The organism is Halobellus clavatus (genome assembly GCF_900107195.1).
GTDB classification, from domain to species: Archaea; Halobacteriota; Halobacteria; order Halobacteriales; family Haloferacaceae; genus Haloquadratum; species Haloquadratum clavatum.
Genome location: NZ_FNPB01000017.1, coordinates 34,616 through 59,354, shown reverse-complemented (window position 1 = coordinate 59,354; position 24,739 = coordinate 34,616). Strand labels below are relative to the sequence as shown.

Below are 24,739 nucleotides of genomic sequence, written 5' to 3'. Positions count from 1 at the left end.
CTGCATCTGCGGCTGTTTTCAACGACGACGACCGCATTGACCGAGATCTTTCTCCGTGAACTGCGCGAGAAACACGATGTCGAATCCGCAGTGTTTCTGGTCGATGGCGCTCAACACCTCCAAACTGCGCTGGCCAGAGCTTCACTCCGATTTCAAACCGAACGGAATGGAAATCGGAATGCCATCGAGCGAATCTTTCGAGAACTCAAGCGTCGCACCTCGTCGTTCTCCAACTGTTTCAGCCACGTTGAGCCGCAAACCGCCGAAAATTGGCTCCAAGCATTTGCCGCCTGGCTCAATGCTCCAAACTAAACACGACCATTCGAGGCGGCCGAAGTGCCGCTGACGGAGGGTATATTGGCGCGAGGAACGAACGGACGCCGTGTGCACACTCACGTTCGCCTGGCGCGCGTTCGACGACGCGCCCCTGGTGGTCGCGGCGAACCGCGACGAGCTGCTGGATCGGGCGTCTGAGCCGCCCGGCGTCGTCGACGGCGATCCGGCCGTCCTCGCCCCGCGTGACGCCGTCGCCGGCGGCACGTGGATCGGCCACAACGAGCGCGGGGTCTTCGCCGGGCTGACGAACCGCTGGACCCAGGTCGACGGCGGCGGGGAGCGCTCCCGCGGACAACTCGTCCGCGACGTCCTTCGCACGGAGCGCGCCGAGGCCGCGCGGGAGGTCGTCGAGTCCGCGGTCGAAACCGAGACGTACGACGGCTTCAACCTCGTCGTCGCCGACGGATCCGGGGGAGCCGCGGCCGACGAACCGGCGGCGTTCCTCTTCGAGTGGGACGGCGACCTCCGCGTGCGGCGATTGGATCCGGGCGTCCACGTGCTCGTCAACGTCGGCCTCGACGGCGAGTACGTCGAGCCGGAGCGGGATCCCGAAGTCGGTCCCGTGCAGGCGCACAACGCCGAGCGGCTCCGCGAGGACCTCGCTCCCGACCGATTCGACGGCGCTGTCGCCTGGCGTGACCGCGCAGCGGAAATCCTCGGGGACCACGACTACGGCGTCTGCGTGCACGACCCCGAGCGCGACTTCGGGACCCGCTCGTCGTCGCTGTTCGTCTTCCGGGACGACGGCGACGTCGAGGTCCACTTCGCGGACGGGCCGCCCTGCGAGACGGCCTTCGACCGGGTCGAAAGTCAACTTTAAACGAGTCGCGCGCGTCGGACTGCGTATGAGCGCAGGTGCTGCCGAAGCCGATCTCTCGGAGGACGAACGGGAAGCGCTGGAACTGATCCGAGAGACGGGTGGGATCCACCAGAGCGACTTCTGGAAGGAACTCGATATCTCCTCGCGGAAGGGCAGTCGGATCGCCGAAAAACTCGCTTCGCAGGGTCTCATCGAGCGTGAGGAGACCGTCTACGACGGACACAACACCTACCACCTCGAACCCGCCGCCCGCGACCTCGATTTCTCGCTTCTGATGGCCGGCGATATGCTCTCGCCGTTCATCGGCGAAGAGGAGGTCAATCACAACAGCGACGCGTTCTCGCAGTGGCTGATGAACCTCGCCTACGAGGAGTACTGAGGCTGTCAGCGGGAAGACCGGAGAACAGTTCGATTCTGGGCCGCGATCCACTCAGTAACGCGACCAGCAGTGCGAGCGCCTCTCGACGGAGTTGGGGTCGTTCGCTACTCGATACCGGAGCGCGATCGGACTGACAATCGAAGTACGGTCCGCAGGAACGAGGGCGTCGTCGACGCTTAGGAGACACAAACGAGGGCCGCCCGTCGCGAGGCCCCGTACGGGTGCGTTACTCGTCGCTCTCGTCTTCGTCCTCGGCCGGTTCGAGGTCGTTCTCGGCGATGTAGTCGGCGATCCCGTCGTTGTCGAGTTCGACGAAGGCCTCGGTGTCGCCCGAGACCGTCGCGACGTCGACGCCGCTGGACTCGAGTTCGTCCTCGTTCGCGGACGCGATGGCCCGAAGTGCGAGACCGACGCCCTCGTCGAGCGTCAGATCGTCCTCGTAGTTCTCTTCGAGGTACTCCTGGATGTCGCTGCGGTCGGCACCGATCGAGACTGCCTTCCACTCGTAGGGCGTCCCCGAGGGGTCAGTCTCGTACAGCCGGGGCTCGCCGTTCTCGATCCCGCCGATCAGCAGCGCGACGCCGAAGGGGCGCGCGCCGCCGACCTGGGTGTACTGCTGGATGTGATCGGTGACGTTCTTCGTGAGCGTCTCGATCCCGACCGCCTCGCCGTAGCGGAGTCGGTTGACCTGCGCCTGCCGGCGCGCGAAGTCGATCAACTGACGCGCGTCGGCGACGTGGCCCGCCGAGGCGATGCCGGCGTGGTCGTCGGCCTTGTGGATTTTCTCGACACTGGTCGGTTCCATCAGCGGGGAACGCGATCGCTTGTCGGCGGCGAGGACGACGCCGTCTTCGGTCCGGACGCCGACGCTCGCTGTCCCGCGCTTGACGGCCTCCCGCGCGTACTCTACTTGGTATAGACGACCATCGGGCGAGAAGATCGTGATCCCGCGGTCGTACGCCTGCTGTTGGGCTTGTCCCTGCATAGTATCACTCGAAATCGAGCCGCGTCGCGCCCGCGAACCCCCCGTCGCGTTCGACGTCGACGCGGTCGTCGCGGACGACGGCGGCGCGGGGTTCGGTCTCGAACACGACGTCTCTCTGTTCTTCACCTCCGGCCCGGCCGTTCAAATACCTTTCCTCACAGGCACGAACGGTGCCCGAAATTCCGCGGACGCGGAGTCCGACTTCGTGCCCGTCGACGCGATCCAGCGTCGCCAGCGCAGCGCGGGCGCGGTCCGTCTGCCCCCGGTACGCGCGGACGATCGTCTCGCCGTCACCGTCGGCGAGGTCGAACGAGAGTACCGTCAGATCCGCCTCGGCGCTCCCGACGTCGCCGTAGAGATTCTGCGCCGCGTACCAGAGATCGCGCTGGAACGCTCCGCGGTCGAAGTCGGCGTCGGGCCAGGTCTCGATCTCGACACCGAGGTACCGCCAGCGCGGCTGGAGGTGCTTCGGGAGGTGTTTCATGTCACTCTCGCTGTGCTCCGTCGCTGGCGGCATCGACGTCGACTGCCGCCGACGCGTCGGCGTCGCCATCGGCAGCGACACGCTCGCTCGATTCGCCGAACCGCTCGGCCACGAGGACGCCGACCTGCTCGTGGACGCGCTCGACGGCCGTGAGCACGAACCCCTCGTCTGTCAGCGCGTCGACCAGCGTCCCGACGGTGGCCGGATCGTCGACCTCGGGGCTGTAGAACGGTTCGTCCGGATCGGGCGTCCCGAAGAACATCACGTCGCCGAGGACGAAGCGCCGCGGGTTCAGGTCGGCAATCGTCGTGACCGCTTCGCGCTTCTCGTCGTCCGAGAGGTGATGCATCGCGAAGTTCGAGGTCACGACGTCTACCGGGGCGTCGTAGTTCGGGTCGCGGAAGCGGCCGTCGCCGAACGCGATGTTCTCGATGCCCGCGTCCGCGGCCTTCTCGCGCGCCTGTGCGAGCATCCCCTCGCTGATGTCGCGGCCGACGACGCGCTTCGCCCGCGGGGCGAGCGCTAGCGCGATCGCGCCCGTTCCGGTGCCGAGGTCGAGGACGACGTCGTCCGGGCCGGGATCGGCGTGTTCGACGACGAGATCGGCGCAGGCGAGGTACTCCTCGCTGTCCTGGTCGTCGTCGTAGGACCCGGCCGCCGCCGAGAATCGCTCGGCGTGTTCCTCAATCGTCTTCTTCATACCGGCCACGTTCGACGCCCGGGGTGATGAACGACTCGGAGAGGCGCTCGCGGTTCCGCTCGGCGAGCCGGCCCCACTCGGCGAGCCCCTCGCGGACCCACTCGTCGCCGAGCCCGGTCTCCGCCCCCACGGCGGCAAGTTCCCGTGGGGCCCGCAACTGCAGGTGTGAACTGGCGTTCGCGCTCACGACGTACGGCGTGTCGTAGTGGTCGAGCAACCGTTTGAGCCGCCGGAGCTTGTCGACGTGGCGGACCCGGCCGCCGCCGCGGTCCCGGAGGACGGGGCCGAGATTCACCTCGATCCGGACGTCGTTGTCGCGGGCGGCCTTCGCGAGCACGTGGTTGACGTCGCCGTCGCCGCCGACCTGGTCGCCGTCGTGCGAGCGCGTCCCCTCGAAGGGACGGGCGAGCACGTCGACGCGGGCCTGCTCGACGGCGAAGCGGTTCAGGCTGTCCGTCCCGCCGCGGACGGCGACCACGGTGTGCTTCGGCCGGGCGTTCCCGACCGCGCCGCTGGCGTGCTGGGGGTCGGGCGCGACGATCTCCCTGCCGTCGACGACATCGACGTTGGCGACCTCCCGGAGCCGCTCGTACTCGGGGTCGGCGTCGTCAGCGCGGACGACCACGCCCTCGTACCCGTATCGCTCGGCCGTCGCGGCGAACCGCGAGGCCGTGCTGTCGCCGTCGGGGTGGGCGTGGACCGCCTCGTACATACTGAGGCGCACGCGCCCGCCGGGTATGGGGGTTACGGTAAGCAGAAGCGGAGCGGCAGGAGCGATCCGAGAGCCGGGAGACCGAGGTAACTGCTCAGCGCCGCCGACGGGCGAGCGCCCCGGTCGCGAGGAGCGCCGCGAGGGCGACACCGACGCCGAACCCGGGCGTCGACGCGCCCGAATCGGTCCCCGTCGGCGTCGCCTCGTCGTTCCGGACCGGGAGCTCGAAGTGAGCCGAGCGGTTCCCGTCGGCGACGGCGACCGTCACGCCGACGCGGTCGTGTGCGTCGATCGCGGAGAGGTCGACCGTGGCGTTCCAGGAGCCGTCGGCGGCGACGGTCGCGGCGTCGGTCTTGAGGAACTGCGGGGCCGTCTCGCCGGCGGAGCGGACCCGGACCTGGAGTTCGGTGCCCGGCTCGAGCGTCGACGTGCCGGCGATGCGCTGGTCGGCGGCCGACGTGACGTTCCGGGTCGTGGGCTCGACGACGTCGCCGGACTGCGCGGCTGCCGGAAACCCGGCGGCCGACAGCAGACACAGCGCCGCGACCGCGAGTGCGGCGAGCGAACGCACCGACGGCGCTCGCGAAGCGATGCGGGAGGCCGGGCCATCGGGATCCGCCGACGGCGAGGGGGGAGGGCTAGCTGTCATCTCCGTTCGGAGCGACGGATCGGACCGAAAAGTAGCCGCGGAATGCGTAAATCGCTGTTTAAGCCGAATCGGCCGAATCGGCGCCGGCCACCCCGACGAGTCGCCGCGTCGCATCGGTCAGCGCCCTGGCGGCCTGGCGCACGTCAGCGACGTCGACGTACTCGCGCTCGGCGTGTGCGACGGCTCCCTGGTCGTCGGCGAGGACGCCCGGCCCGAAGACCACGACGGGCGCGGGCGCGAAGTACGACGCCTCCGTCGCGGCGGTAAAGGGCCGAACGTCGCCGGAGCCGCCGGCGCGCTCGGCCGCCGCAGCGAGCGTCCGAACGAGTTCGTGGTCCGGCTCGGTGGAGAAGGCCTCCAGGAACGGCGTCGGGCGGTCGGTGAGCGCGAAGTCGACGCCAACGGGGTCGGGGACCGCCGCCCGCACCGCGGCCTCGAGTTCGCGTCGGAACCCCTCGGCGGTCTCGGGCGGGACGCTCCGCCGATCGAGGACGAGTTCGCACGCGGCGGGGACCTGATTCGTCGCCGCGCCGCCGGTCACGGTCGTCGGCGTCAGCGTCGCCCGGCCGAGTTGGGGGTGGGCCTCGCGCCCCTCGTCGAAGGTGCGGACGGCGGCGAGCGCGCCTTCGAGCGCCGCCACGGCGTTGACGCCGGAGTCCGGTTCGGCGGCGTGGGCGGCCGTGCCGGAGAGCGTGAGCGTCCCCTGGAAGCGACCCTTCGCGGCGGTGCAGACGTCGAGCCCGGTCGGCTCGCCCACGACGTACAGATCCGCGTCGAGGTCGAGTGCGGCCGCGCCGGTCGAGACCGCCTCCTCGTCGGGCGTTACCGCGAGCGTCACGCGCGAGTCCGGTGCCGGATCGACGGCGAAGAAGGCCGCGAGGATGGCGGCGAGCGGGCCCTTGGCGTCACAGGAGCCCCGCCCGCTGATGCGAACGAGTCGCCCGTCGACCTGCTGGATCTCGCTCGGCACGTGCGGCGAGACGGTGTCGATGTGGGTGTTGAAGACGAGGTGCGTCGCGGGATCCTCCCCCGCGTCGGCTCCGGCCTTCCGGGCGATCGTGTTGCCGGCGTCGTCGACCCGGACGTCGACGCCGTGCTCCGCCAGCGTCTCGACGAGGAACTCGCGCATCGGCTCGACGGTCTCGTTCGAGGCGATCGGGACGGCCTGCTCCAGGAAGTCGATGGGATCGAACGCGTCGGCGTCGTCCGTTCGATAGACGTCGGGTCCGGACATCTACGCCGAGCGGACGACGAGGTCGAGTTCGTCGGCGAACTCGCGCTGGGCCGGGCCGGCGAGCGTCGCGGGACCGTCGTCGGGGACGGTGATTCGGAGGTCACCGCCCGGCGGACTGACGGTCACCGACTCGGCGCCGTCGACGAGGCCGAGGCGCTTCGCGACCGCGGCCACGGCCACCGCGCCCGTGCCGCACGACCTGGTTTCGCCCTCGACGCCGCGCTCGTAGGTTCGCTGGTGGAAGTGGGGATTCCCGTCGGCGTCGACGCCGGCCCGCGAGGCGAGCGTGACGTTCGCTCCCTCCGGGAAGACGTCGGCGTGACGGACGGCCGGCGCGACCGCCTCGAGGTCGACCGCGTCGACGTCATCGACGACGGCGACGGCGTGGGGAACGCCCGTGTTCACCGCCGTGACGGTGAGCCCCTCGACGGACTCCTCGATCAGTTCGTCCTGGCGATCCAGCGGGAGATAACGGGGATCGAACGTGGGTTCGCCCATCTCGACGGTGACGAAGTTACCGTCGACGGCCGCGTGTCGCGTGCCGGCGGGCGTGTCGATCATCAGTTCGTCGTCGCCGGTCCGTTCAGCCGCCCACGCGGCGGCGACCCGCGCGCCGTTGCCGCACATCGCGGCGACCGACCCGTCCGGTTGGACCAGCGTCATCACGACCCGTGGCGGGGAGTAGCGCTCTTCGAGGTGGAGAAAGAGGACGCCGTCGGCACCGACCCGCGGGGCGTCAGTGTGGTCGACGCCGGTCTCGCGGTCGCAGTGGGCGGTCGCGAATGCGGGGCGGTCGGGGATCGATTCGACGGCGTCGACGACGATGAAGTCGTTACCGGTGCCGTGGTACTTCTCGACTGGTACCTGATCGTGCTGTACACTCATTGCTCTAAGGAAGTGAGGTCAGTCAACGTCTCCCGCCGTCGGGTGAGTCGAACCGTCGTCTCAGAGAGCGCGACTTCCGCCGGCCGGGGTCGGGAGTTGTAGGTGCTCGACATCTCGTATCCGTACGCGCCCGCGTTCCCGACGGCGAGGACGTGCCCGCGTCGGGGCCGCGGGAGCGATCTGTGCTCACAGAGTACGTCTGCCGACTCACATATAGGTCCTGCTACTGTGACCGGCGTCGACTCGGCGTCGGGTGCGGAGATATTGCGGATCGCGTGGTAGGCGTCGTACATCGCGGGCCGGAGCAGCGTCGTCATTCCGGCGTCGATACCCACGACGGTCGCGTCGCGGGCCTGCTTGACCGTGTTGACCCGGGCGAGCAACACGCCGGCGTCGGCGACGACGTAACGGCCGGGTTCGACCGCGAGCGTCGCCTCGACGTCGCCGAGTGCCGCTCGCGTCGCGTCGGCGACCGCATCCAGATCGAGCGGCGGTTCGGTCTCCCGGTAGGGAACGCCGAAGCCGCCGCCGACGTCGACGAACGAGAGTGGACCGATCCGGGATTCGATCTCCCGGGTCAGTTCACCCATCCGGCGGACTAACTCCCGGTGGTCCGAGAGGTCCTCGCCGGAGATCCCGCTGCCCGCGTGGGCGTGGACGCCGACGAGGTCGAAGTCGGCGTCCCACTGCTCGGCGAGGTCGGCGACCCGCTCGGCCGGGATCCCGAACTTCGCGTTCGCGCCCGTCTGGACCTTCTCGTGGTGGCCCGCGCCGACGCCGGGATTTGCCCGGATGCACAGGCGGCCGTCGAAGCCGCGGTCGCGCAGGCGCTCGACGGTGTCGGCCGCGCCGACGGTGATCGTCAGCGCGGGGTGCTCCCGCCAGCGCTCGACGACGTGATCGAGGTCGCGGGCGGGCGGGTTCACCGCGGTATACTGGATCCGCTCGCCCGGGAACCCGGCGTCGAGGGCGCGCTGGACCTCGCCCGCGGAGGCGCACTCCGCGTCGAGACCGGCCTCGCGAACGGTCCGGAGTACCGACTGTCCCGCGTGGGCCTTCATCGCGTACTTGACGTCGGCGTCGGGGAACGCCGCGCGGAGTCGCGCGCAGTTCGCTGTCACCCTCTCACGGTCGACGACGTAGAGCGGGGTCTCGTACTCCTCGGCGAGGGCGAGGAGGGCCTCGCCGTCCCAGTCGGCGAGGCGTCTGACCGCCGGCCCCACGTCGTCGACCTCGCTCATTCCCGGAGCGCCTCCTCACGACGGGTCTGATCGAGCGTGTCGTCTTCGATGTCGAGCGCGACGACTGCGGGCTTGTACGCGCCGGACTCGAAGAGGTCGTGGTCGCCGAGCGAAGATTCGACGTAGCGGGTGAACGCACGGCGATCAGAGGGCAGGTGGCCGTAGATGACCTCCTCTTCGACGAGGTCGTACACCGGAATCCGGGGGCTGAGTAGCGTGTTCTCGCCGACGATTGTGTTCTCGCCGATGTGGAACCCGGACGTGACGCGGCAGCCCGCACCGAGCGAGACACCGTCTTCGACGATGACGGGCGCGTCCTCGACGGGTTCGAGGACGCCGCCGATCAGCGTGTTCGCGCCGAGTTTGACGTTTTCGCCCAGTTGGGCACAGGAGCCGACCGTGTCGCAGGAGTCGACGAGGGTACCGTCGCCGACGTGCGCGCCGACGTTGACGAACGACGGCGACATCATAATGCAGTCCGAGCCGAGGTACGCGCCCCGTCGGATCGCGGTTCCGTCGGGCGTGTTCCGCGTGCCGCGGCCGCCGAGGTCTGTCGTCGAGCGGAGCGGCAAGACGTCGTAGTACGTGACGTCGCCGTACTCACGCGGGAGGGTCTCGCGCAGACCGAAGTTCAGCAGGATGCCGCGCTTGACCCACTCGTTGACGACCCAGCCGTCGGGGCCGCTGCCCCCGACCTGTTCTGCCGCACGGACGTCGCCAGTTTCGAGGGCTTCGAGGAACGCGTCGAGCGTAGATTCCACGCCCGAGCCCGCCGTCTCAGCGGCGATTTCGTCGGCTTGATAGCGCTGCCACAGATCTTCGATGTCGGATTCCAGACTCATTGGGATGCTCCGGTGTCGCCTGTGTCTCGGTCGGCGTCCAAGACTGCGTCGAAATCGTAGCGACCGGGGTCGCGGCCGACGAGCCAGGTCGCGGCGTCGAGCGCGCCAGCGGCGAAGATGCCGCGGGAGCCCGCGCGGTGGGTCAGTTCGACGATCTCCTCGTTGCCGGCCAGGAGGACGCGGTGTTCGCCCGTTACGTCACCCGCGCGACGCGCGTGGACACCGATTTCGTCGCCCTCGCGCGGTTGGTCTCCCTCGCGGCCGTGGACCCGTTCGGCGGCGTCGCCGCGGGCCTCGTCGATGTCGTCGAGGATGGTGAGCGCGGTTCCAGACGGGGCGTCGCGCTTGCCGTTGTGGTGCGTTTCCGTCACCTCGACGTCGTAGCCGGGAAGGGCCTCGACGGCCGAGCGGACGGCCCGTCGCAGCGCCGCAACGCCCCGCGAGAAGTTCGAGGCGCGCAGGAACGGCACCGTCTCGGCGACCGACTCCAGCGTCTCCAGTTCCGCGTCGTCGTAGCCCGTCGTCCCGACGACGACGGCGACGCCGTTGTTCGCCGCCGTGCGGAGGTACTCGACGCTCGCGTCGGGGACGGTGAAGTCCACGAGGACGTCGACGTCGTGGTGTTCGAGCGCGTCGTCGAGGTCGCCCTCGTCGACGACCGCGTCGGGGGCGCTCGGTGCGTCACCGCTCGTGACTGCCTCGGGCGTTCGGCTGGCGGCGAGAACGTACTCGACGGCGTCGTCGGCGGCCGCGGCCGCGAGGAGTTCGCCGCCCATCCGGCCGCTCGCACCGGTGATTGCGACTCGGTGCCCGCCCATCAGACGGCCTCCGTCCGCTCGGGGTCGGGCGTCTCCTCGAGCGCCGCCAGGATCCGCTCCATCTCGGCGTAGTTGTCGTCTTCGAGGTCCGTCAGCGGCGAGCGGACCCGACTCGGGCCGTAGCCGCGGATCTCCATCGCGGCCTTGACCGGGATCGGGTTAGTCTCGACGAACAGGTGCCGGAACAGCGGCGACAGTTCGTAGTGAACCTCGCGAGCGCGATCGAGATCTCCCTCGATGGCGGCGTCGACGAGTTCGACCGTGCGTTCGGGTTCGACGTTGCCGGCGACGGAGATGACGCCGCGGCCGCCGAGCGTACAGACCGGCAGCGTGAGCGCGTCGTCGCCGGAGAGGACCGCCAGGTCCTCCTCGCGCGTCCGTTCGATCACTTCGGAGATCTGTGCGATATCCCCGCTAGCAGCCTTGTACGCGCGGATGTTCTCGTGGCTGGCCAGGGCCTCGACCGTCTGCGGTTCGACGTTCTGGCCCGTTCGGCCCGGGACGTTGTAGACGATCTGCGGGAGGTCGACCGCGTCGGCGATCGCCCGGAAGTGCTCGCGGAGGCCCGCCTGCTCGGGCTTGTTGTAGTACGGTGAGATGAGCAGTAGGGCGTCGGCCCCGGCGTCCGCAGCGCGCTGTGAGAGGTCAAGCGCCTCGTGGGTCGAGTTCGACCCGGAGCCGGCGATGACGGGCACGTCGTCGACGGCCTCGACGACTGTCTCGACGACCTCGATGTGTTCGTCGTGGGTCAGCGTCGCGCTCTCACCGGTCGACCCGGCGGGCACGAGACCGGCGACGCCGGCGTCTTCGAGTCGTCGGGCGTCCGCTGCGAGCAGTTCGTGGTCGATCTCTTCGTTCTCGTCGAACGGCGTGGTCATCGCGGGGAACACGCCGGTGAAGTCGATGTCTGTCATTGTTGGGATGTCTACTGTCGGGTGGGGTTTGTCTCTGTCGTCATTCGGACGTTGGTGCGCGCGCCGCGAAGCCGCCAAGGACGGGGATGCCACTCCCGCCCAGAGCGTTTAGCACGCGCGTTTTTTGCCGCGGAAAAGAGCGCCACCCGTCGCTGTCTGCGGGGGCGACCCCGTCGAAGACGGCGTGGCGTGTGTCACACCGAAACGATGAGCGGCCGAAAGTATATACGTTTCGCAGTCGCCCCACGCGATTCGAGGGCACTGACCTCGTGTCCGGGCGGATCGGGGGTGTGAGTCACTCGTCGAGGTGGAGTTCGTCGAAGAGGGCAGCCACGCGCTGCCGGATGTCGTCTCGGATGCGCGCCACCTCGTCCGTCGGGCGTCCGTCGGGGTCGTCGAGGTCCCAGTCACGGTTCTCGCCGGCCCATCCGGCCGGACACACGTCGTCGGCCGAACAGCCCATCGTGACGACGTAGTCGCTGCGCTGGATCTCGTCGAACGTCACCTCGCGGGGCGTTCTGTCGCTGAGGTCGATCCCGACATCTCCCATCGCGTCGACGACGACGTCGTGGACGTGATCGGCGGGGCGCGTGCCGCCGGTCACGAGTTCGATCCGCGCTTCGAGACCGCGGTCGGCGCGTTCCTGTCGGGCGAAGGCGTAGGCCATCTGCGACCGGCCGGCGTTCTGGACGCAGACGAAGGCGATGCGGGTCGGGTCGGAGTCGGTGGTGTCTGTCATTGTCGTGGTCAGTCCGAGTAGGCGACGCCGGCGAGCATCGCGAGCCCGATCCAGACGGTGAGATACCGGTCGAGGACGCCGAGGTCGTCGCTCACGCCGTCACCACCTCGTCGGCAGTCGCCAGGAGCGATTCGGCGCTGTCGGTCGCAGTGTAGTACCGCCAGTTACCCTCCTTGCGGCGGCCCGCGAGTCCCACGTCGACGAGGTCCGACAGCGCGTGGCTGACAGCGCTCTCGCTGACGTCGACGAGCGGTTCGAGTTCGCAGACGCAGCGTTCGTCGTCGGCCGCGACGAGCGCGCGGGCGAGTCGGTATCGCGTCTCGTTTCCGAGGACGGCGAAGAGGGGACGGGCGTCGGCGTCGGCGAAGGCCGCCTCCGCGAGGGCGTCGAGCTCGTCGAGACGGCGCTCCACGTCCGCGTCGCAGCACTCGGACAGTTGCTCGGTCAGCAGTCGTCTGATTCGGTCCGCGGTGGGTGCCATCATACCTAGTTGAAATCCGGCTCAAATAGACATTCCGATCTGAATCGAGGTTCAGATAGATAGCGGGAGCGGTCGCACCGGATCTTCGATCGCGACGGCACGCAGGACCGGACATTCATGTAGGATGCCGACGCCAGTGACAGTATGACCGAGATTCACCCGAGTCAGCGGGTGGCGATCCTCGCCGACGCACAGAACCTCTATCACACCGCACAGAGCCTGTACTCACGGAACATCGACTACTCGGCGCTCTTAGAGAAGGGCGTCTCGGGGCGGGAACTCACGCGCGCGATCGCGTACGTCGTCCGCGCGGACTCGCCCGAAGAGGAGAGCTTCTTCGACGCGCTCGTCGATATCGGCTTCGAGCCGAAGATCAAGGAGATCAAGACGTTCGGCGACGGGTCGAAGAAGGCCGACTGGGACGTCGGGATGAGCCTGGACGCCGTCACGCTCGCGAACCACGTCGATACGGTCGTGCTCTGCACCGGCGACGGCGACTTCTCGCGGTTGTGCTCTCACCTCCGCCACGAGGGCGTCCGCGTCGAGGTGATGGCCTTCCAGGAGTCGACCGCTGAGGAACTGATCGAGGCGGCCGACACCTTCCTCGACCTCTCGGAGCGCGAGGAGACGTTCCTGCTGTGAGGACGCGCCCGACAGTGTCAGGAGAGACGGGTCGCGACGGCGGCAGCGCCGGTCCGGACGACAGAGAGCGCCGCGAGTCCCGTCCCGACGACAGCGACCGCGGCGACGGTCAGGGCCAGGGCGTCGCTGACGCCCGTCTCGAAGAGGAGTCCGCTGCTAGTGAAGAGGAGGAGCACGCCGAGCGCCACCAGGCGCGCGTTCGCGATCATACTCGTCTCGGACGCCGTGGCGGTATATATGGGTTTACCACTCGTTCGAGTGCGGTAACCGCTCGCACGGACGGGTGCGCGACCGAGGGAGTCTTGCCGCTCGGCCCGGGAGCGTGGGTATGAGCGAAGCCGACGCAAAGACGCTCGGGGAACTCCGGACGGTCGCGAACTACCAGTTCGGGGCGGGCGCGGGCGAGGCGCTGTTTCCTGCCGACGACGACGAGCGGGTGACCGTCCACCGATCGACGAGCGGGCGGCCGCGGCAACTCGTCGTCGACGACGGCCGTGTGGTCTCCTACGGTACTGACGGCCGCTTCACGCTCGGCATCGCCGGTGGTCGGCGGCTCGTGGACGCACTGGACCGTCCGACAGCGCGGGTCGTCGTCGGGGCGGAGAGCGAGCCGTTCGTTCGCGACGGCAAGAACACCTTCGCCAAGTTCGTCCGCGACGTCGACCCCGCAGTGAGGCCGGGCGACGAGGTCGCCGTCGTTCGTGAGGACGACACCGTTCTCGCGGTGGGTCGTGCGGAGCTCTCAGCAGACGCGATGACTGATTTCGAGACGGGGATGGCAGTCAGCGTGCGCGAGGGCGCCGGCGTCGACGAGGAGTCCGACTCGTAGGCGTCGCCGGCGTGTCAGAGTCCCAGCGCCGTCACCACCGGAACGCCGGCGGCGAGTGCGCCGACGAGATAGCCCCCGATCGCCCCGCCGTTGAGGAGCGGCAGGCCGGCGTGCGCTCGCCCCTTCAGCACCAGCCAGAGGAGCGCAAAGAGCCCCGCGAAGGTCCCGACCATCGCCGTCAGCGCGGGGAGGTTCAGCGCCGGGAGACCCGGGACGCCGAGCGACGGCGCGAACCGTGAGGGGACGAAGAACGCCGCGCTGGCGATCATCACGGTCGGCATCACGGCGTCGCCGAGGCCGATGAAGAAGGCGTCGCGGACCCCCGTCTCGTCCGTGTCGTCACTCGACTCTGCGTCGGCCGCCGGGCTGGGAGCGTCCGCGGTCGCGGTCTCGGTGGAGGTGTCATCCGTCGCGGTCTCGGTGGAGGTGTCATCCGTCGTGGTGCCAGTGGAGGTGTCATCCGTTCCGGCGTCCGCAGACGTTTCATCCGTCGCGGTGTCCGCGGACGCCTCCGCTGGTTCGTCGTCGCCGGAGGCGTCGTCGACCACGTCGGGCGTCGAGTCCCCCAGCGAATACGACAGCGACGTCGGAACGACGAGGACGACCGGGAGGTTCAGGTCCATCACGCCCGAGGCCAGATCGAGCATATGCTCGGTCCCGTAGACGCTGATCGCGTCGTAGACGGCCAGGACGGCGAGCAGGAGAATCGCGGGCAACAGCCCGAAACTGATCCCGAACAGGCCCGCCGCGCCCGCGCCCATCAGGACGCCCGCGGCGTCGATGACGTACCACTCCGGATGGATCACGAGGAGCACGGCGAGCGCGACCGAGGCCGAAATCGCAGCGAGCGGCGGGAGCAACACCGAGAAGACGTACCAGGCCAGCGACGCGGCCGCCAGCACGACGAAGCCCCGGACGGCCCAGTCGAGGTCGAATTTGAACGCCGCGAGCATCAGGGCCGTCGCGACCAGGATCGCTCCGATGTAAACGAGACTGTTCGTGGGATCCGACGGATCCTCGACGGTCTGATACCCCTGATCGTAGAACGTCGGCACCAGCGCGAGGGCGCCGAGCTGGACGAGGAGGAACAGCAGGGCAGCGAACCCGACGGCTCCGGCGACGCGTCTTCGCATACGGCCGGAGTTGCCGCCGACGCACTATGGGGATTGCGCTTCGAGGGTCGCGGTATCGGGGTCTCGATTCGACCGCGTCCGCACGTCCTGAATGACCAGTTTGACGCCGTCGGGATACGGAGATTCGAGGCTGATCGACCAGCCGTGGACCCGACACAGGGTTCGAATCGTCGGGAGGAAGATTCCCGTCTTGGCGTTCGGAACCGCCTCGCCGTACTCGAAGGCGCGGTCGACTTGGGCGGCCGGGATCGATTCGCCGTCACAGACCAGATCGATGCTGCCGTCCCGGACGTCGACCGAGAGCTCCGAGGCGTTCGTCGCGGCCGCGAACTCGAGGCAGTTCGAGAACAGTTGGACCAGCCGCGACTCGTCGGCGGCGACCTCCCGGTCACCGCGGACCGTGAGCGCCGGTTCGGGGTCGTCGAGCCGTTCGCGGGCCGCGTCGGCGATCACACCGGGATCGACGTACTCCGTGGAGTCGACCGTCTGACCGTAGCGCGCGAGCGTCGTGAGATCAGCGACGATGCGGTCCATCCGGTCGAGCGACGCGCTCGCCGTCTCACAGGCCTCTCTCGTCTCGGCTGGATCGGCTCCCGAGATGTCCTCCGACGCCAGGTCGAGATACCCCTGCGCGATCGAGAGGGTATTGCGGAGTTCGTGGGTGATCGCCTCCGCGAAGTCGTCGAACTGCTCGTTCTGGCGCTGAAGTTCCCGGCGCTGCTGTTCGACCTCGGTCACGTCGGTACAGATCAGGACTTCACCCACGCGCTTCGACCCGGTGCCGACCGGCGCGGTCTTGAGCAGAAAGTACCGGGTCTGGACCCGGTCCTCGATGGCGATGATGTCCTCGTCGTCGTCGAGAGCCGCGGCGAACGACGGACAGGCCGCCTTGAGCGGGCGTCCGACGGCGTCCGCGAGTTGTGGGAACGTCACGACCGCCGCCTCGTTGACGTCGCGAACGACCCGGTCGTCCGTGATCAACACCACCGCGTCGTCGAGCGCTTCGATGACGCGGTTCCGCCAGAACTGCGGCACGGCAACGAACTGCTCGTCGATGACGAACAGCGCGCCCACGGCGAAGACCGCCACACCCAGCGGCTCGTAGTTGAACTTGATGAACGGACCGACGCCCGTGTACGCGAGGACGTCGAAGACGACCGGGATCGCGGTCGTCCCGACGAGCGCCCCCAGGAGTCGAGTGTCGAGGTGTGACTCGGTGAAGGTCTCATAGAGCAGATAGAAGCCGACGGCGGTCAGCGCGTACGCCAGTCCCGTCACGACCCAGTGGACCGGTGAGGGCTCGATCGAGAGGTGAGCGAACGGGGTCGTCGCGAAGGTGGTCGTGAAGTACAGCGAGTGAACGGGATTCGTGAATTTCAGACCGGCCACGAAGAGATAGAGCACGAGTGCGGATTGGCGGAACAGCGGTCGGCGGTGGTAGTCGTGACCCGTGTACGCCGAGCAGAAGTAGAGCCACGCGCCCACGCTCGCGAAGCCGACGAGTAGTCCGACCATATAGAACGAAAGCTTGAGCCCGTCCGTGGGTGCGACGAGTCGGAGTGTGTGCGCCGCGGCCCACACCCCGCTGCAGAGTAAAAGCGCCGTCAGCCCCGTCCGGGTCTCCGTGTCCGAAAATCGCCGTACTCGCGAGATGGCCGCGAGACAGGCGAGTGCCGCGGCGCCGAACGCGGCGATATGGAGCACCCGTAAGGGCAACATCACAATTGATCGGTCGATAGATGGGGATATAAATCACTCCCGTCATTCGACATTTTGATAACGCTCCTGTCAGAGAGAATGAAATATTTTCGAGTTTGCGGCCCCGGTTTGGCCGGGTCAGCGCGCGTAGAGCCGCTGCCCGACGATCGACGCCGCACGCACGTCCTGCTCGGGCGTGACGGCGACGTAGGGGCGCGACACCGGGCCGAACACGTCGACGACGCGGCCGATCGTCGAGAGAGATTCGTCGACGGCTTCTGCACCGATGCCCGGGTGGTTCTCGTCCGCACAGCGGACGATGAGGAGGTTCTGTGCCGTTCGGGTGACAGTACCGAGGCGCCGCATCGTCAGTCCCGCAGGATGCCGACGTAGGCGGCGACCGCCTGCACCAGATCGTTCTTCGTCGAGTCTTCGGCGCCTTTCACGAGGACGCGGCCCCGAGCGTCCCACTCGCGGGGGTGCGTCACGTCGCGTTCGATGACGGCGTCGTACCCGATCTGCTGGACGGCCTGCGCGATCTCGTCGACGGTGGGGTCGTCGACGGCGTCGTCGAGCGGGACGCGCCGACCGTCCTCGCGCGAGACCGACGCGTCGATGTAGCGCGGCCAGATGACGTTCTCCACAGCCATAGTCCAACGACCGCGGCGCGCCCGTAATACGGTTGTGGTCCGGTGCTGTCGGGTGACCGACGGCGGGGTGCCGAGCAGTAGGCTTTATCGGCGCGCCCCCCACAGGCCGAGTATGGATCCGGATCTCGCCGCCCTCGACGAGTATCTGGCTGACGCGGGATACGACGGCTATCTCGTCGACGCCCCGGGGTCAGACGCCACGCAACGCTATCTCTCAGGGTTCGACGCTCCCGACCCGTTCGTGACGCTCTACACGCCCGACTCGACCGCGGTGTTGGTCTCCGCGCTGGAATACGGCCGCGCGAAGACGGAGAGCCAGGCCGACGACGTGTCGCGGCTGGCGGACTACGACTACCGGTCGCTCGCGGCCAAACACGGCACGCACGAGGCGAAAGCGCGCGTCGTCGAGGCCTGGCTGGCGGATCGGGGCGTAGACGCAGTCGCGACGCCCGAACGGTTTCCACTCGGATCCGCAGATCACCTCCGGGAACGAGGGATCGCCGTCGAGCCCGAGACGGCGGACGTGGTGACGGAGATCCGCGCGCGGAAGACGCCGACGGAGATCGAGTGGATCCGCGCTACACAGCGTGCCAACGAGGCGGCGATGGCGGCCGCGAACGACCTCCTGACGGCGGCGACCGTCCAGCGCGCCGCCGCGGTCGACGATGGAGAGTCTGCGGCCAGTCCCGAGGACGAGGTGCTGGTCCACGACGGCGAGATCCTGACCAGCGAGCGCGTCAAACGCGAGATCGAGGCGACGCTGCTGCGCAACGGGTGCGCACTCGACGAGACGATCGTCGCGTGCGGTGCCGCCGCCGCCGATCCACACGATCGGGGCAGCGGGCCGCTTCGCCCCGACGAACCGATCATCGTCGACATCTTCCCCCGGTCGAAGACGACGCGGTACCACGCGGATATGACCCGGACGTTCGTCAAGGGGGAGCCGACGGAGACGATTCGGCAGTGGTTCGAGTTGACGCAGGCGGCGATGGACGCGGCCTTCGACGTTCTCGAACCCGGCGCGACGGGGCGCGCCGTCCACGACGCGGTCTGTGACGTCTACGAGGACGCCGGGTGGCCGACGCTCCGCTCGGATTCGACGACCGGGACGGGATTCATCCACTCGACCGGTCACGGGGTCGGGCTGGAGATCCACGAGCTGCCACGGCTGTCACCGGACGGCGGCGAACTCCGGCCCGGACAGGTCGTGACCGTCGAACCCGGACTGTACGATCCGGCAGTCGGCGGGATGCGGCTCGAAGACCTCGTCGTCGTGACCGAGGACGGATACGAGAATCTGACCGACTACCCGTTCGAGCTGACCGTCTGAGGTCAGCCGGGGGACTCGCCGGCACTCTCGGTCCCGTTCGAGGTCCGGTTCTGCGCGTCGCGGTACTCGCGGAGCAGTGATTCCAGCGCGTCGGCGGTTTCGGGGGTGAGAACGCCGGCCGCCTGGCGAACGACGTAGTCGTCCTCGAGGAGGAACGCGTAGATCGTCTGATCGCCGAGGATGCCGAGTCGCCGCTGGAACGCCTGTTTGTTCACCGAGAGGAACACGGTGTTCTCGTGGAGTCGGTGGCTGGCGTTCGTCGGCGACATCCCCCCTTTCGACATCGGCGGGAGCATCCCCCCCTTGGACCCGACAGTCAGTTCGGCGTATCCGAAGTGGTCGAACTCCTCACGGAGTTCGTCGGCGAATTCGCGCCACGGCGAGACGAGTGACCGTTGTCGGAGATGAAAACTGACGACGACGAGCGTCTGCTCGCCGTCGAGGTCTGCGGGTAGCGTCACTCGTCGGCCGTGTTTGTCGGAGCCTGACGTTGTGGGAAACTTCATTCGGTTGGTGCCTCTACATCCATCATTCGTGGCCGTTCACGGTCGAACGGTGCCCAGTACGGCACTCACACGCGTAGCTACGTGGACGGCACAGACCGGAGCCAACGAACCGTTCGGTGTCACACTGGTGCAGGTTCTTTCCCCCCGAGAGCCAATTGGCCAGTGATCTGATTTAAACGTACGCCCCAAATATTCATATCTGATAATATACCCCCGGCAATCGCGTCACCGAACCCCTTTTGATTGCGGCGGCGCGTAGTCCGCGGCGATGGAGGTACTCGTCGTCGGGGCCGGTGGGATGGGACGCTGGGCCGGCGAGACGCTCGCAGCATCGTTCAGCGTCGCCTTCGCCGACCGTGATCCCGACGCCGCCGACGCGGCCGCAGCGGCACTCAGCGGGGGAGCGCGCGCGGTGGCTCTCGACACGGCAGAACGGTTCGAGGCAATCTGTCTCGCGGTCCCGATCAGCGCCGTCGGGACGGCGATCGAGACACACGCGGCGCGGGCCGACCGAGCGATGCTCGATGTCACCGGCGTGATGGTCGAACCGGTCACCGAGATGCGTGCACACCTCGCCGACCGCGAGCGCGTGAGTCTGCATCCGCTCTTCGCGCCCGGGAACGCCCCGGGGAACGTCGCCGCCGTCGTCGACGCGCCGGGGCCGGTCACCGATCGGGCGCTGGAGGCCATCGCCGACGCCGGAAACGACGTGTTCGAGACCGAACCGACAGAGCACGACGCGGCGATGGAGACGGTCCAGGCCGGTGCGCACACCGCTATTCTCGCGTATGCGCTCGCGGCGCGCGAGGTCCGCGAGGAGTTCTCGACGCCGGTCTCAGAGCGGCTCGACGAACTCGTCGACACGGTGACCGGCGGGACTCCGCGCGTCTACCGGGAGATCCAGGAGTCGTTCACGGGCGCCGACGCCGTCGCCGAGGCGGCGCGCCGGATCGCCGACGCCGATGGCGACGCGTTCGAAGAGTTGTACGCCGAAGCGGGAATGCCAGGCGACCGGCCCGGTACGGCCCCGGAAGACCGAGATACCGACGCCGGCAGTGAGGGGTCCACGCAGTGATCGACCGAGACGCCGTCCGCGCGAATGCAAAGTATCTCAGAAACGTTCGCCCGATCGATCCCGAAGAGATCCACGAGTACATCGACGGGACGCCCCATCCGGCAGTCGTGCGTGAGACACTCCGCGAGGAGGCGTTCGACCTCGGGCTCAGAGAGCGTTCGGACGGCACCTTCGTCCCTGCGAGCGACGACCCCGCACCACAACCCGGGTGGAACCCGACCGCGTTGCCCGAATCGTACGCGTTCGCGCTCGAAGACCTGCTCGTCGAGCGCTATGGGGCCAACTGGCACCGCGGCGAGAGCGGCGACCGATTGCGGACCGTGATCCGGCGGCTCAAGGAGGACTACTACCGGGGCAACCCCGTCGAATACGACGCGGTCGCCGCGCTGGGCTACGCGATCTATCACCTCCCGGACTACTACGCCGCCGTCGGCTACGTCCTCGACGACCTCACAGAGCGCGAGCGACTGCCCCGGAGGCTGCGCGTCCTCGACGTCGGCGCGGGGGCCGGCGGCCCGGCGCTGGGAGTACACGACTACCTGCCCGCGGACGCCGTCGTCGACTACCACGCCGTCGAGCCGTCGGCTGCGGCCGACGTCCTCGAGCGGCTGCTGACCGAGACGGGGCCGAACTTCCGGACGACGATCCACCGCGAGCCCGCGGAGGCGTTCGAGCCCGACGACCCGTACGATCTGGTGCTGTTCGCGAACGTGCTGAGCGAACTCGACGAGCCGGAAGCAGTCGCGGCGCGCTACCTCGACAGCGTCGCTGCCGACGGTTCGTTCGTCGCGCTGGCTCCCGCGGACCGCAACACTAGCACGCAGTTACGCGACGTCGAGCGCGCGCTGGCTCCGGCCTCCGCCGACGTCTCGGTGTACGCGCCGACACTCCGGCTGTGGCCCGATGCGGCCCCATCGGATCGCGGGTGGTCGTTCGACCGCCGCGACGACATCGCGGCCCCGCCCTTCCAGCGCCGCCTCGACGAGGCCGGCGCCCCGTCACCGCCACCCGGTGAGCGGGACGATCAGGCGGGAGCGCCCGCGGGCGGATCCGAGCGCACGCCCAGCGACGGGACGTTCCGGAACGAGACGGTCCAGTTCTCCTACGCGATCCTCCGGCCGGACGGGGCGCGCCGGGCGGACGTGCTCGGCAGTCCAGACCGCCACGCCAAGATGGCCGAGATGGAACAGCACGTCACGAACCGGATCGATCTGCTCGCGGTCAAACTGAGTCGCGACCTCACCGACGACGCGGACGCGAATCCCCTGTTCAAGATCAGTGACGGAAGCGAAGCGGTCGAGCACTACGCCGTCTCGACGATGGCAGACCCGCTCAACGAGACGCTCTTGACCGCCGACTACGGCGACGTGCTGGCCTTCGAGAACGTGTTGTGCCTGTGGAACGACGACGAGGGGGCCTACAATCTCGTCGTCGACGACGAGACGTTCGTCGAATTCGTCGCGTGAGGCTGGGCGCGTCGGGCGACTGACGCGCAGGGCCGACCGAGCGGGCGAGCCGTCGCGGTCGATCCCCGCTCGTCTCGGCACTCGCGGGCGGTACACATTTCCCCGCGCCGGCGAAGATAGCGGTATGAGCGACTCGCTCTCCCTGCTCCTCACGAACGACGACGGCATCGACGCCGTCGGGTTTCGAGCGCTGTACGAGGCGCTCTCGGAGATTGCCGACGTGACCGCCGTCGCCCCCGCCGACGATCAGAGCGCGGTCGGTCGGAAGCTTTCGAGTGACGTCACCGTCCGCCAGCACGAACTGGGCTACGCCATCGAGGGGACGCCCGCTGACTGCGTCGTCGCCGGACTCGAATCACTCCGGCCGGACGTCGACGCGGTCGTCGCCGGTTGCAACAAGGGGGCGAACCTCGGCGCGTACGTCCTCGGCCGCTCGGGCACGGTCAGCGCGGCGGTGGAAGCCGCGTTCTTCAACGTGCCCGCGATCGCCGTCTCGCTGTACGTGCCCGGCGGCGGGGAGACGCCGTGGCACGAGCAGGCGACTGACCCCGCGGACTTCCGGGAGGCGACCCGCGCGACGACGTACCTGGTCGAGCACGCGCTCGGCGCGGGCGTCTTCGAACAGGCGGAATATCTGAACGTCAACGCACCGATGCACGACGGCGACCCCGCGCCGATCGAGATCACTCGGCCGTCGACCCTCTATGAGATGACCGCCGACCACGACGGCAACGGGACCGTCACGCTCCACGACCGCGTGTGGGACATGATGCGCAGCGGCGACCTCCCCGATCCGGAAGGCACCGACCGCCGCGCGGTGGTCGACGGGAAGGTGTCGGTGTCGCCGCTGACGGCACCCCACTCGACGGAGCGCCACCAGGCGCTGGACGCGCTCGCGGAGACGTACCTGGATACGGTCTGAACGGCTCGGACGGGCTCACTCGGTGCGGACGGCGACGAACCGAAGCCGCCGGTAGTCGGCCGTCCACGTCCCGTCGTCGTACAGCTCGTCGCGGAGTCGGTCTTCGACGGCGGCGACGACCGCGTCGCGTTCCGCCTCGGGAACCGACCCGAGCAGGCGGTCACCGAACATTCCCAACCAGGCGGCCATACCGTCCGCCCCGTCGTCGAGTTCCGTCGGCCGGTCGAACAGTCTGGCGTAGCGGACCTCGAACCGGTGTGCTTCGAGCGTGCTCGCGTGCTCGCCGACGGTCGGGAAGTACCAGGGCTCACTCGGCGGGTCGTACCCCCGTGCGTCGAGTTCGGCTCGCACCGCGGTCACGATGGCGTCGACGTTGCCGCTCCCGCCGAGTTCGGCCACGAACCGACCGCCCGAGCGGAGCACGTCGGTAACCCCGTCCAGCACGGCGTCCTGTTCGTCGATCCAGTGCAGCGCCGCGTTCGAGAAGACGGCGTCGAACGGTTCGTCCGCGCCGAGCGTCGCGAGGTCGAACTTTCGAGCGTCCGCGCGGACGAACTGGATTCCCGGATGGGCCGCCCGTGCCGTCTCGATCATCTCCGCCGATCGGTCGAGGCCGACCACGTCCGCGCCCGCGTCCGCGATTCGAGCGGTCAGGTGGCCGGTCCCACACCCGAGGTCGAGGACCCGTTCGCCCGGGTCGGGGTCGAGAAGCCCGATCACGTCGGAGCCGTACTCGTAGACGAACGAGTGCGAGCCGTCGTAGGCGGCCGAGTCCCAGTCGTTCGCTGTCTCGTCGGTCATCGTCCGTCGTTGCGGCCGATGCGGCATAAATCGATCCGGACGGCGCGCGGCAGAAGGGAAACGCTCTTTTCGGGTACGGACGGATATCCGGCATATGAGCGACGGGGACGAGGAGACGACCGCCGATTCGGACGCGGCGGCGTCGGACGAGTCGACAGATGCGACGCCCGAGACCCTCAACGAACGCCTCGACGACCTGGAGGCCGACCTGGAGGCAGCCGAGACGGAGGCCGCCCTCGACGACATCGAGGCCGACCTCGACGACGCCGAGTCGGATCTGGACGCGGCGAACCTCCCGGAACCGGACGAGGACGACGAGGATGCAGAGGATCCACAGGCGGATCTCGAGACGCGGATCTCGGACCTCCGCGACGATCTCGACGCCCAGCGCGGCCCGTACGCGAGCGACGTGACCGACGCCGTCGAGTCGGCGCGCTCGAAACTGACCGAGACGCGCTGGACGGCCCAGGGGGAGCCCGAAGTCCGCGACGCCGTCGAGGCGTTCGCCGACGCGGCCGGCGAGTCTCTCGAAGAGACGTTCGAGGTCGACGCCGACTCGGCGGAGGGGGTCGACGTGGACGCGCTGGACGCCGCGCTCGAAACCGTCGCCGGGGCCGTCGCGGACGCCGGCCTCGACGCAGACGAGGACGCCGAGACCATCGCCTCGCTCATCGAGGCGACCGACGAACTCGAGTCCGGACTGGAGGACGCCCAGGAGTGGGACGACCTCGAGACGAACGAGCAGTTGATGGCTGAGGGGTTCTACGACGTCCTCGGCCACTACAAGGACTACCCGCCGGAACTCTCGGCGCTCAAGCAGTGGGAGAGCCAGGGTCGCGTGGATATGGTGCTGCTCGCGAAGGACAGCCTCCAGTCGGAGTTTATGCAGGACCACTGTATGGACGCGCTCGTCCGGATGGCCAACCCCGAGGCGTTCGACGAGATGCACCAACTCGCACAGCGGCGCGACAAGAAGGCGATCAAGGCACTCGGTCGGATGGGCTCGGGCGCCGAAGACGCCGTCGAGACGCTCGTCGAGTACGTCGACACCGATTCCGATCCCGCGCTCCAGAAAGTGACGTTCCGTGCGCTGGGAGAGATCGGCTCGACGGCGGCGACACAGGCGATCGCGGACAAACTGGAGATGGACAACGACAACGTCCGGCCGTACGCTGCCCGCGCGCTCGGTCTCATCGGTGACACGCGCGCGGTCGAACCGCTCTCGGACACCCTCGCGAACGACGGGGCCGACGAGGTCCGCGCGGCCGCCGCCTGGGCGCTTCGCCAGATCGGCACGGAAGCGGCGCTCGAAGCCGCCGCCGAGTACACCGACGAACGGTCGTTCCTCGTCCAGCACGAGGCGGAACTCGCTGCTGACGCCCTCGACGACACCGACGCGGAAGCACCGACGGCGTAGTCGGGACGCCTCCTCACGCATATCTTCAAGTAGGATCGGGGGACCACCCCC

General features: G+C 68.6%; 29 protein-coding genes and 1 pseudogene. 10 read left to right on the top strand and 20 right to left on the bottom strand.

Annotated features, from left to right (window positions below):
• The 3 genes and pseudogenes from BLU74_RS16955 to BLU74_RS16945 form a co-directional block, all read left to right on the top strand.
• A pseudogene (locus tag BLU74_RS16955) lies at positions 1–312 on the top strand (IS6 family transposase); the annotation flags it as partial.
• 70 nt (positions 313–382) lie between these two features.
• A complete protein-coding gene (locus tag BLU74_RS16950) occupies positions 383–1,156 on the top strand; it encodes an NRDE family protein (protein WP_089769477.1) in 774 nt (257 codons plus the stop codon).
• Between the two features lie 25 nt (positions 1,157–1,181).
• Positions 1,182–1,535, top strand: a complete 354-nt coding sequence (locus BLU74_RS16945) for a helix-turn-helix transcriptional regulator (protein ID WP_089769475.1) — start codon at positions 1,182–1,184, stop codon at positions 1,533–1,535.
• A gap of 226 nt (positions 1,536–1,761) precedes the next feature.
• Here the strand turns inward: BLU74_RS16945 and psmA are convergent, their stop codons facing one another.
• The 13 genes from psmA to BLU74_RS16880 form a co-directional block, all read right to left on the bottom strand.
• Positions 1,762–2,520: an archaeal proteasome endopeptidase complex subunit alpha gene (gene psmA / locus BLU74_RS16940; protein ID WP_089769474.1), complete on the bottom strand. Its 759-nt coding sequence runs from the start codon at positions 2,518–2,520 to the stop codon at positions 1,762–1,764.
• Positions 2,521–2,524: 4 nt separating this feature from the next.
• Positions 2,525–3,004, bottom strand: coding sequence for an Rpp14/Pop5 family protein (locus BLU74_RS16935; RefSeq protein WP_089769494.1), 480 nt, complete (start codon positions 3,002–3,004; stop codon positions 2,525–2,527).
• Position 3,005: 1 nt separating this feature from the next.
• Positions 3,006–3,704 carry a class I SAM-dependent methyltransferase gene (locus BLU74_RS16930; protein ID WP_089769473.1) on the bottom strand — a complete coding sequence of 233 codons (699 nt, stop codon included), beginning with the start codon at positions 3,702–3,704 and terminating at the stop codon, positions 3,006–3,008.
• Positions 3,688–4,416, bottom strand: coding sequence for an RNase P subunit p30 family protein (locus BLU74_RS16925; protein WP_089769471.1), 729 nt, complete (start codon positions 4,414–4,416; stop codon positions 3,688–3,690). Before BLU74_RS16925 ends, BLU74_RS16930 begins: the two co-directional genes overlap by 17 nt.
• A gap of 94 nt (positions 4,417–4,510) precedes the next feature.
• Positions 4,511–5,065: a BGTF surface domain-containing protein gene (locus tag BLU74_RS16920; RefSeq protein WP_175454690.1), complete on the bottom strand. Its 555-nt coding sequence runs from the start codon at positions 5,063–5,065 to the stop codon at positions 4,511–4,513.
• 58 nt (positions 5,066–5,123) lie between these two features.
• Positions 5,124–6,299, bottom strand: a complete 1,176-nt coding sequence (locus tag BLU74_RS16915; RefSeq protein ID WP_089769466.1) for a M20 family metallopeptidase — start codon at positions 6,297–6,299, stop codon at positions 5,124–5,126.
• Entirely contained in the window at positions 6,300–7,184 is an 885-nt protein-coding gene (gene dapF, locus BLU74_RS16910) for a diaminopimelate epimerase (protein WP_089769464.1), read from the bottom strand.
• Positions 7,181–8,425: a diaminopimelate decarboxylase gene (gene lysA / locus BLU74_RS16905; protein ID WP_089769462.1), complete on the bottom strand. Its 1,245-nt coding sequence runs from the start codon at positions 8,423–8,425 to the stop codon at positions 7,181–7,183. The genes dapF and lysA overlap by 4 nt, the downstream gene beginning before the upstream one ends.
• Entirely contained in the window at positions 8,422–9,267 is an 846-nt protein-coding gene (locus BLU74_RS16900; protein ID WP_089769460.1) for a 2,3,4,5-tetrahydropyridine-2,6-dicarboxylate N-succinyltransferase, read from the bottom strand. The genes lysA and BLU74_RS16900 overlap by 4 nt, the downstream gene beginning before the upstream one ends.
• Positions 9,264–10,085 (bottom strand): 4-hydroxy-tetrahydrodipicolinate reductase, encoded by an 822-nt coding sequence (gene dapB / locus BLU74_RS16895; protein WP_089769458.1) that lies wholly within the window; start codon positions 10,083–10,085, stop codon positions 9,264–9,266. Before dapB ends, BLU74_RS16900 begins: the two co-directional genes overlap by 4 nt.
• Positions 10,085–10,999 (bottom strand): 4-hydroxy-tetrahydrodipicolinate synthase, encoded by a 915-nt coding sequence (gene dapA, locus BLU74_RS16890; protein ID WP_089769456.1) that lies wholly within the window; start codon positions 10,997–10,999, stop codon positions 10,085–10,087. The genes dapB and dapA overlap by 1 nt, the downstream gene beginning before the upstream one ends.
• Positions 11,000–11,294: 295 nt before the next feature.
• Entirely contained in the window at positions 11,295–11,738 is a 444-nt protein-coding gene (locus BLU74_RS16885; RefSeq protein WP_089769455.1) for an arsenate reductase/protein-tyrosine-phosphatase family protein, read from the bottom strand.
• 91 nt (positions 11,739–11,829) lie between these two features.
• On the bottom strand, positions 11,830–12,219 hold the full coding sequence (locus tag BLU74_RS16880; RefSeq protein ID WP_089769453.1) for an ArsR/SmtB family transcription factor: 390 nt from the start codon (positions 12,217–12,219) through the stop codon (positions 11,830–11,832).
• A 144-nt stretch (positions 12,220–12,363) separates the two neighbouring features.
• Between BLU74_RS16880 and BLU74_RS16875 the strand changes: the two genes are divergently transcribed.
• Complete coding sequence (locus BLU74_RS16875) at positions 12,364–12,861, top strand: LabA-like NYN domain-containing protein (RefSeq protein WP_089769451.1); 498 nt, start codon at positions 12,364–12,366, stop codon at positions 12,859–12,861.
• Positions 12,862–12,878: 17 nt separating this feature from the next.
• On the opposite strand, the gene BLU74_RS16870 is transcribed toward BLU74_RS16875, so the two are convergent.
• Complete coding sequence (locus BLU74_RS16870) at positions 12,879–13,070, bottom strand: hypothetical protein (RefSeq protein ID WP_089769449.1); 192 nt, start codon at positions 13,068–13,070, stop codon at positions 12,879–12,881.
• 119 nt (positions 13,071–13,189) lie between these two features.
• Between BLU74_RS16870 and BLU74_RS16865 the strand changes: the two genes are divergently transcribed.
• Positions 13,190–13,690 (top strand): PUA domain-containing protein, encoded by a 501-nt coding sequence (locus tag BLU74_RS16865; protein ID WP_089769447.1) that lies wholly within the window; start codon positions 13,190–13,192, stop codon positions 13,688–13,690.
• 14 nt (positions 13,691–13,704) lie between these two features.
• Here the strand turns inward: BLU74_RS16865 and BLU74_RS16860 are convergent, their stop codons facing one another.
• From BLU74_RS16860 to srp19, 4 genes are all read right to left on the bottom strand, one after another.
• On the bottom strand, positions 13,705–14,823 hold the full coding sequence (locus BLU74_RS16860) for a presenilin family intramembrane aspartyl protease PSH (protein WP_089769445.1): 1,119 nt from the start codon (positions 14,821–14,823) through the stop codon (positions 13,705–13,707).
• A gap of 24 nt (positions 14,824–14,847) precedes the next feature.
• On the bottom strand, positions 14,848–16,542 hold the full coding sequence (locus BLU74_RS16855; protein WP_089769442.1) for a sensor histidine kinase: 1,695 nt from the start codon (positions 16,540–16,542) through the stop codon (positions 14,848–14,850).
• Between the two features lie 117 nt (positions 16,543–16,659).
• Positions 16,660–16,887 (bottom strand): H/ACA ribonucleoprotein complex subunit GAR1, encoded by a 228-nt coding sequence (locus BLU74_RS16850; protein ID WP_089769440.1) that lies wholly within the window; start codon positions 16,885–16,887, stop codon positions 16,660–16,662.
• A gap of 2 nt (positions 16,888–16,889) precedes the next feature.
• A complete protein-coding gene (srp19, locus tag BLU74_RS16845; protein WP_089769438.1) occupies positions 16,890–17,171 on the bottom strand; it encodes a signal recognition particle subunit SRP19 in 282 nt (93 codons plus the stop codon).
• 112 nt (positions 17,172–17,283) lie between these two features.
• Between srp19 and BLU74_RS16840 the strand changes: the two genes are divergently transcribed.
• Positions 17,284–18,501 (top strand): M24 family metallopeptidase, encoded by a 1,218-nt coding sequence (locus BLU74_RS16840; RefSeq protein WP_089769436.1) that lies wholly within the window; start codon positions 17,284–17,286, stop codon positions 18,499–18,501.
• 2 nt (positions 18,502–18,503) lie between these two features.
• Here BLU74_RS16840 and BLU74_RS16835 read toward each other — a convergent pair whose 3' ends face one another.
• Positions 18,504–19,007: a hypothetical protein gene (locus BLU74_RS16835; RefSeq protein WP_089769434.1), complete on the bottom strand. Its 504-nt coding sequence runs from the start codon at positions 19,005–19,007 to the stop codon at positions 18,504–18,506.
• A gap of 268 nt (positions 19,008–19,275) precedes the next feature.
• On the opposite strand from BLU74_RS16835, the gene BLU74_RS16830 reads away from it, so the two are divergent.
• The 3 genes from BLU74_RS16830 (at position 19,276) to surE (ending at position 22,470) form a co-directional block, all read left to right on the top strand.
• Entirely contained in the window at positions 19,276–20,082 is an 807-nt protein-coding gene (locus BLU74_RS16830; protein ID WP_089769432.1) for a prephenate dehydrogenase/arogenate dehydrogenase family protein, read from the top strand.
• Entirely contained in the window at positions 20,079–21,548 is a 1,470-nt protein-coding gene (locus tag BLU74_RS16825) for a small ribosomal subunit Rsm22 family protein (protein WP_089769430.1), read from the top strand. Before BLU74_RS16830 ends, BLU74_RS16825 begins: the two co-directional genes overlap by 4 nt.
• 124 nt (positions 21,549–21,672) lie before the next feature.
• Positions 21,673–22,470, top strand: coding sequence for a 5'/3'-nucleotidase SurE (gene surE / locus BLU74_RS16820; protein ID WP_089769428.1), 798 nt, complete (start codon positions 21,673–21,675; stop codon positions 22,468–22,470).
• Positions 22,471–22,485: 15 nt separating this feature from the next.
• On the opposite strand, the gene BLU74_RS16815 is transcribed toward surE, so the two are convergent.
• Positions 22,486–23,271: a class I SAM-dependent methyltransferase gene (locus tag BLU74_RS16815; protein WP_089769426.1), complete on the bottom strand. Its 786-nt coding sequence runs from the start codon at positions 23,269–23,271 to the stop codon at positions 22,486–22,488.
• Positions 23,272–23,365: 94 nt separating this feature from the next.
• Between BLU74_RS16815 and BLU74_RS16810 the strand changes: the two genes are divergently transcribed.
• Positions 23,366–24,688, top strand: coding sequence for a HEAT repeat domain-containing protein (locus tag BLU74_RS16810; RefSeq protein WP_089769425.1), 1,323 nt, complete (start codon positions 23,366–23,368; stop codon positions 24,686–24,688).
• The last annotated feature ends 51 nt before the right edge of the window (positions 24,689–24,739 follow it).